This is a genomic window from Actinotalea sp., assembly GCF_041597215.1.
In the GTDB taxonomy this organism is placed as follows: Bacteria; Actinomycetota; Actinomycetes; order Actinomycetales; family Cellulomonadaceae; genus Actinotalea.
This window is the reverse complement of sequence record NZ_JBFHHB010000067.1, coordinates 1-13,612: the sequence shown is the minus strand read 5'-3', so window position 1 is coordinate 13,612 and position 13,612 is coordinate 1. Positions and strand designations below refer to the sequence as shown.

At 73.4% G+C, this 13,612-nt stretch carries 12 protein-coding genes and 1 riboswitch; of the genes, 3 read left to right on the top strand and 9 right to left on the bottom strand.

All coding sequences use genetic code 11. The annotated features are described in order from the left end of the window. A partial coding sequence (locus tag ABWK99_RS06710) for an ABC transporter permease (protein WP_372593931.1) occupies positions 1-1,064 on the bottom strand: 1,064 nt, incomplete at its 3' end. Continuing rightward, positions 1,040-2,140, bottom strand: a complete 1,101-nt coding sequence (locus tag ABWK99_RS06705; protein WP_372593930.1) for a thiamine ABC transporter substrate binding subunit — start codon at positions 2,138-2,140, stop codon at positions 1,040-1,042. The genes ABWK99_RS06710 and ABWK99_RS06705, both read right to left, overlap by 25 nt. A gap of 71 nt (positions 2,141-2,211) precedes the next feature. Further along, positions 2,212-2,332, bottom strand: a riboswitch (TPP riboswitch). 124 nt (positions 2,333-2,456) lie between these two features. On the opposite strand from ABWK99_RS06705, the gene ABWK99_RS06700 reads away from it, so the two are divergent. Next, complete coding sequence (locus ABWK99_RS06700) at positions 2,457-2,897, top strand: hypothetical protein (protein ID WP_372593929.1); 441 nt, start codon at positions 2,457-2,459, stop codon at positions 2,895-2,897. Between the two features lie 84 nt (positions 2,898-2,981). Then, a complete protein-coding gene (locus tag ABWK99_RS06695) occupies positions 2,982-3,233 on the top strand; it encodes a DUF4235 domain-containing protein (RefSeq protein ID WP_372593928.1) in 252 nt (83 codons plus the stop codon). Positions 3,234-3,280: 47 nt separating this feature from the next. Here the strand turns inward: ABWK99_RS06695 and mnhG are convergent, their stop codons facing one another. The 6 genes from mnhG to ABWK99_RS06665 are packed head-to-tail and all read right to left on the bottom strand — an operon-like array spanning position 3,281 to position 9,968. Next, on the bottom strand, positions 3,281-3,649 hold the full coding sequence (mnhG, locus tag ABWK99_RS06690) for a monovalent cation/H(+) antiporter subunit G (protein WP_372593927.1): 369 nt from the start codon (positions 3,647-3,649) through the stop codon (positions 3,281-3,283). Beyond that, a complete protein-coding gene (locus tag ABWK99_RS06685; RefSeq protein ID WP_372593926.1) occupies positions 3,646-4,038 on the bottom strand; it encodes a monovalent cation/H+ antiporter complex subunit F in 393 nt (130 codons plus the stop codon). The genes mnhG and ABWK99_RS06685 overlap by 4 nt, the downstream gene beginning before the upstream one ends. Continuing rightward, positions 4,035-4,670, bottom strand: coding sequence for a Na+/H+ antiporter subunit E (locus ABWK99_RS06680; protein ID WP_372593925.1), 636 nt, complete (start codon positions 4,668-4,670; stop codon positions 4,035-4,037). Before ABWK99_RS06680 ends, ABWK99_RS06685 begins: the two co-directional genes overlap by 4 nt. Further along, a complete protein-coding gene (locus ABWK99_RS06675) occupies positions 4,667-6,349 on the bottom strand; it encodes a Na+/H+ antiporter subunit D (protein ID WP_372593924.1) in 1,683 nt (560 codons plus the stop codon). Before ABWK99_RS06675 ends, ABWK99_RS06680 begins: the two co-directional genes overlap by 4 nt. Next, positions 6,349-6,897 (bottom strand): Na(+)/H(+) antiporter subunit C, encoded by a 549-nt coding sequence (locus ABWK99_RS06670; protein WP_372593923.1) that lies wholly within the window; start codon positions 6,895-6,897, stop codon positions 6,349-6,351. Before ABWK99_RS06670 ends, ABWK99_RS06675 begins: the two co-directional genes overlap by 1 nt. Then, positions 6,894-9,968, bottom strand: coding sequence for a Na+/H+ antiporter subunit A (locus ABWK99_RS06665; protein WP_372593922.1), 3,075 nt, complete (start codon positions 9,966-9,968; stop codon positions 6,894-6,896). Before ABWK99_RS06665 ends, ABWK99_RS06670 begins: the two co-directional genes overlap by 4 nt. Positions 9,969-10,076: 108 nt before the next feature. On the opposite strand from ABWK99_RS06665, the gene ABWK99_RS06660 reads away from it, so the two are divergent. Further along, a complete protein-coding gene (locus ABWK99_RS06660; RefSeq protein WP_372593921.1) occupies positions 10,077-12,416 on the top strand; it encodes a (Fe-S)-binding protein in 2,340 nt (779 codons plus the stop codon). Between the two features lie 60 nt (positions 12,417-12,476). Here ABWK99_RS06660 and ABWK99_RS06655 read toward each other — a convergent pair whose 3' ends face one another. After that, positions 12,477-13,523, bottom strand: a complete 1,047-nt coding sequence (locus ABWK99_RS06655; RefSeq protein WP_372593920.1) for a hypothetical protein — start codon at positions 13,521-13,523, stop codon at positions 12,477-12,479. Between the last annotated feature and the right edge of the window lie 89 nt (positions 13,524-13,612).

Here is a 13,612-nt window from a genome sequence, read left to right as displayed (position 1 = left end):
CCCCACCCGTCGGCGGTGTGCAGCGAGCGGATCACCAGGTAGACCAGCGGCCCGCCGAGCAGCAGCAGGACGACGGTGGCCGTGACGAGCAGCGCGGCGAGGTCGCCCACCCGTCGGCCGGGTCCACGCAGGGCGAGCGGGCGCGCCGCCGGCTCGGTGTCGACCGGGCGTACCCGCTCGCGACGCCGGCGGGCCCGACCGGCGATGGTCAGTGCCACGCCGACCACGACCAGCTGGACGACCGAGAGCACCGACGCGGCGCGCAGGTCGAGGAACTGCGTCGTCTGCACCCAGATCTCGGTCTCGATCGTCCCGTAGCCGACTCCGCCGAGCACGAGCACGACGCCGAAGGCCGTGGAGCAGAACAGGAAGACGATCGACGCCGCGGAGGCGATCGCCGGGGCGAGAGCCGGCAGGGTCACCCGCAGGAAGACCTGGGCCGGGCGGGCACCCAGGGCCGCGGCGGCCTGCTCGGCCCGCTCGTCGAGCCCCGCCCAGAAGGCCCCGACGGTGCGCACCACGACGGTGTAGTTGAAGAAGACGAGCGCCAGGACGACCCCGGCGAAGGTCCCGTCCCAGCCCAGTCCCCCGAGCGGACCGGTGAGCAGCGAACGGAACGCGACCCCGACGACGACGGTCGGCAGCACGAAGGGGACGGCGACGATCGCGCGCACCAGCCGACGGCCGGGGAAGGAGCAGCGGTGCAGCAGGTAGGCGCCCGGCAGGCCGAGCACGACGGCGATCGCGGTGCCGACGGCGGCCTGGCCGAGAGTCAGTCCGAGCAGCCGCCAGGTGCGCGGACGGGAGAAGACCTCGACGAAGCCGCTGAGGTCGATCGCCCCGTCGCTGACGAATCCCCTGGCCACCAGGACGACGACGGGTAGGGCGAAGAAGGTCCCGAGGAAGAGCAGCGGCACGGCAGCGGCGAGCGCCCACACCCCGGCCCGGAGTGCGGTCGAACGCCGCGGCAGCTGAGGGGGACGGCCCCGCCCCACCCCGGTCGGCACCTGTCCGGCCGAGGTGGAGGGGCCCGTCGTGCTCAGCCGATGACCGTGTCGGTCCATGCGGTGATCCAGGCGTCGCGGTTCGCGGCGATCTCCGCCGGTGCGACGACGAACGGCGAGGCGGCCTGCGGGGCGAACCTCGCCCAGTCCTCGGGCAGCGCGACGGTGGAGTCCACCGGGTAGACGTACATCGACCCGGGGATGTCGGCCTGGACCTCGGGGCTGAGCAACCAGTCGATGACCAGCTGAGCGCCCTCGGGGTTCGCGGCCCCGGCGATCACGCCGGCGTACTCCACCTGACGGAAGCAGGTCTCCAGCAGGGCGGAGGTCGGTGCGGTGTCCTCGCCCTCGGGCACCTCGTAGGGCGGGGAGGAGGAGTAGGACACCACGAGCGGCCGGTCGCCCTCGCTCGAGGGGCCGGAGAAGTCGACGTAGTACGCGTCGGACCAGGAGGCCGCGACCGCGACCCCGTTGTCCCGCAGCCCTGCCCAGTAGTCGAGCCAGCCGTCCTCGCCGAAGGCGCCGACGGTGGCGAGCAGGAAGGCGAGGCCTGGAGAGCTCGTCGCCGGGTTCTCCACGACGAGCAGGTCCGCGTACTCGGGCTCGAGCAGGTCCTCGAAGGTCACCGGGAGCTCGAGACCCGCGTCGGCGAACCACTCGTCGTCGGCGTTCACGCAGACGTCGCCGGTGTCGATCGGGGTGAGCGAGCCGGCCTCGTCGACCGCGTACTGCGCGGCGTCGGCGGGGAGCGCGGGCGAGGTGTACGGCGCCAGCACCCCCTCGTCGATCGCCCGCGTCGCGAAGCTGTTGTCGATCCCGAAGACGACGTCCCCGATCGGGGCGTCCTTGGTCAGGATGAGCTGGTTGACCATCGACCCGGCGTCGCCGGGCGCCACCTGCTCGAGGGTGAGTCCGGTGTCCGCCTCGAACTGGGCGATGAGCTCCTCGCTCAGCGCGAACGAGTCGTGCGTGATGAGCCGGACGGTCCCGCCCGCCGTGCTCGTCTGCTCGCCGCTCGCGCTCGTCGAGGTGCCCGTCGCCTCGTCCCCCGCGCCGACGGCCGAGCAGCCGGCCAGCGCCAGCCCTCCGACGCCGAGCAGCGCGATCAGTCGTGCCCTGCTGATGTGGTGCGTCATGCAGTCCTCCTCGTGGTTCCAGGAGGGGGGTACCGCCGCGGGCCCCGGGCAGGCCCGGCACTCCACGGGGTACCTGAGAAAGCCCGACTCCCTACGCCGGTATCACCCGGATCAGGTTCGAGGGTCTGCGGTCGCCCGCACTCTCAGCGTCCTGCGCCCGGTGGACCGGGCGACGCTCCCCTGTCGTTCGGGACGAGCCTAGTGGATCCGCCGGCCCACCCCGGCTGCGTCCGCGCGGTGACGACGGAGGGCCCACGCTCCCGGATACGCTCGCGGAAGGGTCCGTGACTGCGGTCCCTGGAACCAAGGAGCACCGATGTCACGCCGCGCGCAGCTCTTCGTCGCCACCCACGCAGGGGCCCTCGCCCGGGCCGACGCCCTGGACGCGGGGACCCCTCCGCAGTCGGAGACGACCTTCTGCGAGCTGCCGGACCTCAGCCCTCTCGACCTCGAGCTGCTCGGCGAGGCGGCAGCCGCGGCGGTGCGCTTCGGCCACGGCGACCTGGAGCCCGCCGAGGTGGACCTCAACCACGAGTGGCTCTTCCACCTCCCACCGTTCCTGGTGGAGGTGCTCGCCGAGGTCGGGCGGGCCGAGGACGAGGAGCTGCCCGGTGAGGTGGCGGTCGCCTGGGCGGCCTCGGCCGAGCGTGACCCGCACGACGGCGACCCGCTGGCCACCCTCACGGAGATCGTCCGGGTGACGACCGCGGCGGAGGAGCTGGGCCGCGGCGCCTACCTGTGGGTCGAGTCCGTCTGAGCCGGGTGAACCTCCCTCGTGCGGCCTGCACGGGGGACCCGCTCCCACTAGCGTGGTGGGCGGTCGACAACCAGGAGGACCCCCGTGGCCGACACGAACACGAACATGATCGCCAAGGTGACCGGAGCCATCGCGGCGATCGGCGCGGCGTGGGTCGCGCAGAAGCTCCTCGCGAGCCTCTGGAAGGCGGCGACGGGCCACACCCCGCCGCGGCCCGAGGACGAGGGCGACGTGCGCTTCGCCGAGATCGCGGCGGCTGCGGCGATCTCCGGCGCGGTCGTCGCGCTGTTCCGCGTGGTGGCGACGCGAGGCACCGCGAAGTACCTCAGCTCCTGAGCCGCGGCGCGGTAGAGAGCGGGCGCCTGCGCGGAGCCCGGCCCGGCTCAGCGCTCGCTCTCGCCCTCCTTGTGCAGCGCTGAGCGCAGGTCCTGCGTCAGCTCGTCGACCGCGAGCGACTCCGACGTGACCTTCCCCGTGCGGTAGCCGGCGCGCGTGACCAGGTGCGCCGCCACCGGAGCGGTGACCATCTGGAACAGGCCGATGAGGACCAGCACGGAGGTCACCGGACCGGAACGCAGCCAGAACCCGAGACCGGCCAGCATGAGCAGCACGCCCAGCACCTGGGGCTTGGTCGCCGCATGGCTGCGGGCGAGCAGGTCGGGGAAGCGCAGCAGGCCGACCCCCGCGGCGAGCGCGAGGCCGGAACCGGCCACCAGGCAGGCGGCCGCGAGCACGTCGAGCAGGGTGCTCATCCGGTCACCTCCCCCTGAGCCGGTCCGCCGTGGTGCTCGTCGTCGGAGGCGGCGAGCTCGGCATCCTCCGCCGCCAGCCGCTCGCGCTCGAGCGCGGCGACCTCCTCCCGGGTGAGGATCCGGCCCTCGCCCTCGGGCTCGACGGCGGCGAAGCGCGCGATCGTGACCGAGCCGACGAAGCCGACGAGCGAGAGCACCGCGAGGATCGGCACGATGTCGCGGCGGCGGGTCGCCACCGCGATGAGGACGAAGGCGCCGATGAGGATCGCGGTGAAGGCGTCGAGGGCGATGGTGCGGTCGAGCATCGTCGGGCCGCGCTGCAGCCGGACGAGCACCAGGACCGCACCGGTCACGAGCAGCACGCCGCAGAAGATCAGGACGACGGTCACGGGGTCTCCTCCGTTCGCTCGGGTCCGGTGAGTGGATCGGTGGGCCGGCCGCCGTCCGGGCCCGCCGGGACCGGCGAGGGCACCGCGCCCGGGCCGCTCAGCCGCGCCCGCGCGAGCTCGTCGTCGGAGGCCAGCGCTCGCAGCACGCGCTCCTCGACCGCGAGCACGTCGCGGCGGTGCTCCTCCACGTCCTTGCGTGTCACGTCGAGCACGTGCACGTAGAGCGTCCCGCTCAGCCGGTGCGCCTCGACCACGATCGATCCGGGCACGAGCGAGACGAGCTGCGCGGTCAGCGTGAGGTAGAGGTCCGAGGTGCTGCGCAGCGCGACCCGGATCACCGCGGATCGCGGCGTGCGCCGCCCGAGCGCGAGCAGCGCGACCTGCGTGCTCGCCACCACGAGGTCGACGGAGGTCCTGGCGACCAGGGCGACCACCCGGCCGACCCGCACCCGGCCGTGGTAGTCGATCGGGGGCATCGGCAGGCCGCGGACCACGAGCACCGCGATCGCGAGACCGCCCAGCACGTTGGCCGGGGTGAGCGTCCCCCACAGCCCCACCCAGACGAGGGTGAGCCAGATGACGGCCGCGACTTGGAAGGGCAGGGCACGGCGACTGCGCGGGTGCAGGCTCATGGCTCCTCCACCTCCGTCACGGCGGAGTCGCCGTCGGTCCCGGCGATCTCGGCCGACTGCCCCTCCCCGCGCTCACCGTCCGGCAGGACCGAGACGATGTACTGGGTCCGGTCGCGGAGCAGCTCGGCCGCGCGATCGGTGTAGCCGAACAGGGGGCCGGCGACCACGGCGAGACCGATCCCGAACGAGACGAGCACCGTGGTGGAGACCACCATCGCCGCCGGGAGCCGCTGGGGCGTCCTGGTGAGGACGGCGGTCGCGGCCGTCGTCGTGCCGTCCTGCGTCGTGCCGTCCTGCGTCGGGCCGGCCGGTGCGGCGTCCGCGCCTGAGGTCGGGGCGGCGTCGCCCTCCGCCGTCTTCGCCGGCTGCCAGAACGCCTTGTTCCACGCCTTGACCAGCGCGTACAGCGTGAGCAGCGAGGTCACCGCGCCACCGGCGACGAGCACGTAGGCGAGCGGTCCTCCGTCGGCGATGCCGGCCTCGAACAGCCCCACCTTGCCGAGGAAGCCGGAGAACGGCGGGATGCCCGCGAGGTTCATGGCCGGGACGAAGAACAGGATCGCGAGCAGCGGGGCGCCCTTGGCGAGCGCGCCGAGGCCGTCGAGCGAGGTGGTCCCGCCGTGCCGTTCGACGAGACCCACGACCAGGAAGAGCGCCGTCTGCACGGTGATGTGGTGCGCGACGTAGAAGATCGCCGCCCCGAGCCCCGCCTCGCTCGACAGCGCGATGCCGAAGAGCATGAACCCGATGTGGCTGACGAGCGTGAAGGAGACGAGCCGCTTGATGTCGTTCTGCGCGACGGCGCCGAGGATCCCGACGAGCATCGTCGCGAGCGCCGCGATCATCAGGACCTCGTCCAGCCGCCCGTCGGGGAAGAGCAGGGTCTGGGTGCGGATGATCGCGTAGACGCCCACCTTGGTCAGCAGCCCGGCGAACACGGCGGTCACCGGGGCCGGCGCGGTCGGGTAGGAGTCCGGCAACCAGGCGGAGAGCGGGAAGATCGCCGCCTTGATGCCGAAGGCGAGCAGGAGCATCACCTGGAGGGTGAGCTGCACCCCCGGGTCGAGGTCGCCGAGCCGCAGGGCGAGCTGGGCCAGGTTCACCGTTCCCGTCGCCGCGTAGGTCATGGCGATGGCCGTGAGGAAGAGCAGCGAGCTGAGCAGCGAGACGACGACGTAGATCGTCCCGGCGCGCACCCGTTCACCCGTCCCTCCGAGGGTGATGAGCACGTAGGACGCCGCGAGCAGGATCTCGAAGCCGACGAAGAGGTTGAAGAGGTCGCCGGAGAGGAAGGCGTCCGCGACCCCGGCGGTGAGCACGAGGTACGTCGGGTGGAAGATCGCGACCGGTGTCTCGGCGTCGTCGTCCTCCAGTCCCTGCGCGAGGGAGTACACGAGGACGCACAGGGTCACCGCGAAGGACACCGAGAGCATGAGGGTCGACAGGCGGTCCGCGACCAGGCCGATGCCCACCGGGGTCGCCCAGCCGCCCACGTCGAGCACGAGCGGCCCGTCGTCGGCCGCCACCAGCAGGGTCACCGAGGCGACGAGGGAGACGCTCAACGCGACGAGGCTGATGACGCCCTGGAGGCGCCCGTGCTTCCACAGCGCGAGGGCGAGGCCCGCGGCGAACAACGGGACGATCACGGGGATCGGCACCACCCAGGAGAGGTAGCCCATCAGCGCTCACCCCGCTCGGAGGTGGCGGGACCGGCGGGCGCGGCGTGCGGGACCGACTGCTCGTCGGTGCTGCCGTCGTCGTCCACGTCGGTCTCGTCGCGCGTCTCGGCGGCGGCCTCCTCCAGGGCGGTCAGGCCCTCCCCGGACTCGGCGTCGGCGTCCTCGTACGCGGCGCGGTCCTGGGCGGCGCGACGAGCGACCCGCCGGTCCTCGAGGTCGTCCTGGACCTCGTCGTGCTCGTTGAGCTGCCAGGAGCGGTACGCGAGCGCGAGGAGGAAGGCCGTCATGCCGAGGGTGATGACGATGGCCGTGAGGACCATCGCCTGCGGCAAGGGGTCGGCCATGTCCTCGACCTCGGTGCGCCCGACGATCGGCGGCCCGCCTGCGGCCCCGCCGGCGATGAGGAAGAGCACGTTGATGCCGTTGCCCAGCACGATCACGCCGAGCAGCACCCTGGTCAAGGTGCGCTCCAGCAGGAGGTACACGCCCACGGCGACCAGGACCACGACGACCGCGACGAGAACGAGGCTCGGGGACATCTCCCTCATCGGGACACCTCCTCGCCCGCCCGACGGCTCGCGCGGCCGCCTCGCTCGACCTCGGTGTCGTCGTCGGCCGTGCCGTCCTGGTGCCGGTCGATCTCCGCGCCGAGGCTGCGCAGGATGTCCAGGACCAGGCCGAGGACCACCAGGAGCACGCCGATGTCGAAGAACAGCGAGGTCACGAGCTTGACGTCGCCGAGGACCGGAACGGTCACCTCGAAGATCCGGGACTCGAGCACCGATCCGCCGAAGGGCAGGGCGAACAGCCCGACCCCCGCGGAGAGGAACAGCCCGGTCCCGAGCAGCAGGCCCGGGTGCACCGGGGCGGCCTCGCCGAGCTCGTAGCGACCGCCCGCCAGGTAGCGGACCGCGAGCGCGATGCCGATGACCAGTCCGGCCGCGAAGCCTCCCCCGGGAGCGTTGTGGCCGGAGAAGAGCAGGAAGAGCGCGAAGACCACCATGGTGTGGAAGAGCAGCCGGGTGGCGATCTCGAAGATCACCGAACGGCGCTCGGGGGCGAGGGTGCTGCCGCCGGAGAGCCACTCGCTGTGCTGCCGACCGGTCCCGCCGGCGGCGGAGGTCGCCTTGCGCTGCATGGCTGCCGCCCGACGCAGGGGCCCCATCGCGTCGGCGGACACCCGCCAGACGGTGCGGCCCCCGGCGGTGCTCGGCCGCAGGACTGCGCCGCTGCGGCGCCGCAGGAAGACCAGGGAGGCGACGCCCGTCGCGGCGACCAGCAGCACGGAGATCTCCCCGACCGTGTCCCAGGCCCGGATGTCCACCAGGGTCACGTTGACCACGTTCTTGCCGCCGCCGTACTCGTACGCCTCGACGGGGAAGTCCACCGAGACGGGTGCCTCCGTCCGGGCGCTCGGCATGACGAGCGCCGCCGCTCCGACGGTCAGGCCCACCGCCACGCCGACGGCCAGCCGGACCCACCGGCTCGCGGCGAGCGGCCGCACCGAGAAGTACGAGGGGAGCCGGCGCAGCACGAGCACGAACACCACGAGGGTGATGGTCTCGACCAGCACCTGGGTGAGCGCGAGGTCGGGGGCGCCGTGCAGCAGGAAGATCGTCGCGACCCCGAACCCGCTGATCCCGGTGAGGACGACGGCCTTGAGCCGACGGCGCGCGCGGGCGGCGAGCACGGCGGTGACCGTGGCGACGAGGGCGGCGACGGCCTGGATGGGCATGTCCCACAGCCGGACCCCGTCCCAGCCGGGCAGCGTGGTCCCGGTGATCAGCGCCGTCCCCGCACCGACCACCAGGACCATGAGGATCGTGCCGAGGTACAACGGGAGCGAACCACGCTGGGTGAACGCCGTGACGTCGGCGGCTGCGTCGTCGAGCCTGCGCATCGACCGGCGGTAGAGCAGGTCGACGTCGGGCGGGGAGGGGACGCGGGCCTGCCACCGCTCGACCGCCGAGCGGGCGACGAAGAGCGCCGTGCCGCCCGCGAGGACGAGGACCGTCAGCCCGAGGGCGGGGGTGAAGCCTCCCCACAGGATCAGGTGGCCCTCCTCGCCCGGGAGCGTTGCGGCCCACGGCCCGAGCACCCGCTCGCCCACGGCCGGCGCGAGGCCCGCCAGCAGGCCGAGGGCGCCGAGCAGCACGACGGGAGCCACCAGGAGCCGGGCGGGTCGGTGCACGACGGTCACCAGCGCACCATCGGTCGGGAAGGCCGGTCCCCTGCTGCCGAGTGCCCGCCCACCGACGCCCGGTCCGCTCTCGGTCCCGGCTCCGGTGGCCGGCACCGCGGCCGGCTCGGCGGCGGGCAGGACGCGCTTGGCTGCGAAGGCGCCCCACCAGAAGCGCAGCGAGTACGCGACGGTGAGCATCGAGCCCAGGACGACGGCGGCCAGCACCACCCGGCCGGCGGTCGTCGTCTCGTGCACGAGCGCGTCGATGGCCGCCTCCTTGGCGACGTACCCCGCGAAGGGCGGCAGCCCGATCATCGATGCCGTCGCGAGACCGGCGGCCGTGGCGGTGATCGGAAGGGCCCGTCCGATCCCGGACAGCCGCCGCAGGTCACGTGTCCCGGTCGCCGCGTCGACCACCCCGACGGCGAGGAAGAGCGTCGCCTTGAACATGGCATGCGCCCCGAGCATCGCGATCCCCGCGAGGGCGACGGCCTGCGAGCCGTAGCCGACGAGCACGATGAGCAGCCCGAGCTGGCTGACCGTGCCGAAGGCCAGCACGAGCTTGAGGTCGTACTGCCGCAACGAGCGGTAGCCACCGACCAGGAGCGTCGCGGACCCGAGACCGAGGACCACCACCTGCCAGGCGGTCAGGTCCGCGAAGGCTGGGGCGAAGCGCGCCACGAGGTACACGCCGGCCTTCACCATCGCCGCGGCGTGCAGGTAGGCCGAGACGGGGGTCGGAGCCGCCATCGCCGACGGGAGCCAGAAGTGGAACGGCACGAGCGCGGACTTGGTCACGGCTCCCGCCAGGAGCAGCACGACGGCGACCCCCACCGCACCGCCGGTCGGCGGGTCCGCCAGGATCGCCGAGATCCGGTAGGTCCCCGCCGCATGACCGATCATCAGGACCCCGACGAGCATCGCCAGGCCGCCGGCAGTGGTCACGACGATGGCCTGCATGGCCGCGCGCCGAGAGGCCTTGCGATCGGCGTAGTGCCCGATGAGCAGGTAGGAGGTGACCGTCGTCAGCTCCCAGAAGACGTAGAGCAGGATCAGGTCGTCCGTGGTGACCACGCCGAGCATCGACCCGGCGAACGCGACCAGCACGGCCCCGAAGCGACCGAGACCACCCGCCTTCGGCGAGAAGTACGCCGAGGAGTACACCAGGACGACGGCGCCGATCCCCCCGACGAGAAGCACCATGAGCCAGGAGAGGCTGTCCAGGCGGAAGGCGAGGTCGATCCCGAGACTCGGCACCCAGGAGACGAGCTCGGTCGGCCCCTGACCGTCGGTCACGGCTGCGGTCTGCGCCAGGGCCCACACGACGACGGCCGCCGGGGCGATCGCGAGGAGCAGGAAGCCGCGGCGACCGGACCAGCGCAGGACGAGAGGCGCGACGAGGCTCACCAGAAGGTGGAGAGCCAGGAGGAGCAACACGTCCGGTCCGTCCGATCGGGGGCGGGGGGGCGATTCTGCCGAACCTGGAGTGTACGAGCGATCGGCCGCGGAGGCAGCCGACGGGACCCGACCGGATAGCGTGACCCCGTGTCGGCCCTCCAGATCGTCGCCCTCGTCCTCGCCCTCGTGGCGACCGCCGTCGGCGTGAGCGTCTTCGTCCTCGGTGCCCGTGCGATCGTGCGCACCGTCGCCGTCGGGCGCCCGGCGCCGGACCGCGCGACCGAGCCCTGGCGCCGGACCTGGCTCGTGCTCCTGCTCCTGCTCGGGCACGGGCGCTTCCAGCACCGACCCGGGGTCAAGGTCGCGCACTGGGCCGTGATGCTCAGCTTCCCGATCCTCTTCCTCACCCTGGTCAGCGGGTACGGGCAGATCGTCGACCCGTACTTCGTGCTGCCGCTGGTGGGGCACTGGCCGCCGCTGGAGTGGCTCACGGAGGTCTTCGCCTGGCTCAGCCTGGTGGGGATCGTGCTGCTGATCGTGGTGCGTCAGCGCAGCCACCCTCGGCGCGGCGCGGCAGCGGCCTCCCGGGTGTCCGCCGCCCGCAGCACGGCGGACGGTTCCGGGACCGGCCCCGAGGGCGAGCGCGCCTCGCGCTTCTTCGGCTCGAACCGCGGCCAGGCGTACTTCGTCGAGGCCGTGGTACTCGGGGTGGTGCTGGCGGTGCTGCTGCTGCGGGGGCTCGAGTCCGTGCTCGCCTCGCCGTGGCGGGTGAACCTCGACGGGGGCGTCTTCGACCCCTCCCTGAGCTGGGGCGCCGTCGACGCGACCGACCCGGCCGTGCTCGCGCACTTCCCGCTGACCGCCTGGATCGGCGCACTGCTCGACGGGATCTCGATCGCGGGGATCGAGACGGCTGTCGTCCTGACGGCCCTGGCCAAGATCCTCCTCTCGATGACGTGGATGTACGTCGTCGGCCGTCGCCCGGCGATGGGCGTCTCCTGGCACCGGTTCCTCGCCGTGGTCAACGTCTGGGCCCGGCGCGAGACGAGCGGCAGGCCCGCGCTCGGCCCGCTCTCCCCGGTCACCGCGGGCGGCGTCCCTGTCGACCTGACCGAGCTCGAGGAGATCCCCGACGACCTGCGCCTGGGCGTCGGCGCGGTCGAGGACTTCACCTGGAAGGGCCTGCTGGACTTCTCGACCTGCACCGAGTGCGGGCGCTGCCAGGAGCAGTGCCCCGCCTGGAACACGGGCAAGCCGCTCTCGCCCAAGCTCGTCGTCATGGCGCTGCGGGACCACGCCTACGCCTCGGCGCCGTACCTGCAGGCGGCAGCGAACGCCTCGACGGAGCCGGCCGGGCACACGAGCACCACGGGTCACGTGCCCCTCGGGGGCACGGGCGCCACCGCGGGCGAGGCCGACTCCCACGCCTCGGTGGACGTCCTGTCCCTCGTCGGCGACGTGATCGACCCGCAGGCCCTGTGGGACTGCACGATGTGCGGGGCCTGCGTCCAGCAGTGCCCTGTCGACATCGAGCACATCGACCACCTCGTGGACCTGCGCCGCAACCAGGTGCTCGTCGCCTCGACCTTCCCCGCCGAGCTCGGCACGATGTTCACCAAGATCGAGAAGCGCGGGAACCCCTGGGGCCTGCCCGCCCGGCAACGCCTGGCCTGGGCGAAGGACCTGCCCTTCGAGGTCCCCGTCGTCGGTGTGGACGTCGAGGACGCGAGCGCCGTCGACCACCTCTTCTGGGTGGGCTGCGCCGGCGCCTACGACGACAAGGCCAAGGCCACGACCCGCGCGGTCGCCGAGCTCATGCACCACGCCGGGGTGAGCTTCGCGGTGCTGGGCGACGGCGAGACGTGCACGGGTGATCCCGCCCGCCGCGCCGGGAACGAGGCGCTCTTCCAGATGCTCGCCAGGACGAACATCGAGACGTTCACCGAGGCGAAGGTCCGGCGGATCGTCGTCACCTGCGCGCACTGCTTCAACACCCTCCGGCGGGAGTACCCGCAGCTCGGCGGGGACTACGAGGTGCTGCACCACACCGAGCTGCTCGAACGGCTCGTCGCGGAGGGTCGGCTCACGCCGGTCGCCCCGACCGGTGCCGCGGACGACGCGGGCACGGTCACGTACCACGACCCCTGCTACCTGGGCCGGCACAACGAGGTCTACGCCCCGCCTCGCGAGCTGCTCAGGGCCAGCGGCGCTCGCCTGGCGGAGATGCCGCGCACCCAGGAGCGGTCGTTCTGCTGCGGTGGCGGTGGCGCGCGGGTGTGGATGGAGGAGACGACGGGAACCCGGATCGGCTCCGAGCGTGCGGCCGAAGCCGTCGCGACCGGCGCGGACGTCATCGCGACCGGCTGCCCGTTCTGCACGGTCATGCTCACCGACGGGGTCGCGGCCCAGGCCGAGGCGAGCGGATCCGCTCCCGCCGTGGTCGACGTCGCCCAGGTGCTGCTCGACGCCGTCCGCCCGCGGGACTGAGCCGGAGGGGCCGGCAGAGCGGAGCGGGCCGGGCGGGCCGAGCGGGCCGCAGCGATCCGCTCAGAGGTCGGCGGGGTCCACGATGAAACCCATCATGTCGGTGATCTCCCCGGCCACGGCCGCGTGGAGCGCGCGGGCGACGGCGTTCACCAACGGGGCCGCCCGACCGCGGGCGATCCGGTGCTCGATCGGCGGGCGTTCCATGCCGAGGTCCGCGAGCTCGTCCGGAGCCCAGCTGACGCGGTAGGTCACGGCACCGCCGCTCGCCCACGGCACCCCGGCCAGCGCCTGCGGCAGCCGGGTCTCCCCGCCGACCTCCACGGCGAGCACCCCGTCGAGGTCGAGGTCGGCGAGCATGCCGTAGGCGCTCCGTACCTCCTGCTGGGTGAGCGCCTCCAGATCACGGTCGTCGGCCGCCTGGTGCAGCGCGGCACGCTCCCTCGCGTCGAGGTCCTCCGCGCCCGGCACGGGCCGGACTCCTGTCCCCGCTGGCGGGCCGTCCCAGGGGGTGCCCAGGTCCAGCCGGGCCCGGGGGACCGCCTGCCGCACCACGGAGAGGGCGGCCTCGGGGTCGAGCCAGATGTCGGACCAGACGGTCAGGTCGACCGCCGCCGCGGGATCGGGGACGAGCACCGTCGCCGGTCCGCCGCCGACCCCGGTGACGCGCACGGCCCCCGCGAGCCGACGGGCCGCCGCGACCAACCAGGTGACGACGCGCTCCTCGTCCCGGATCGGGAGCCCGTCGGGGAAGGCCCTCCCGAGCCCGTCCCGGTCGGCGGCGCCGGGCCACGGCGCCTCGCCGCGCTCGACGGGCGCGTGCAGCAGCCAGACCTGCCCGGTCGGGCCGGGAAGGCCGAGCGCCGCGGCCGCGGCGCGGTCAATCGGGTAGGGCCCGCGCAGGGAGCTCAGGCGGGACAGGCGCAGCACGGCGATCGGGCCGGCCTTGGACCGGCCCCTGCGGGCCGCCGGCTCGGCGGGCACCTCCCACCCCGCGGCGGAGAACCGGCTGGTGGCCAGGACGTCGAGCTCCTCGGCCGGCACGTCGCCGGCGAGGGCGAGCAGATGGTGCTGCTCGGCCAGTGCCGGGTCGAAGGGTCGCGCTGCCAAGCTGCGAGCCTAGGTCGGTCGTGTTGCGGCCGTGTCACAGAGCGCCCGGTGCCCGCGCCGCCCGGTCCTCCCGGGGCCGCCCCAGGCTG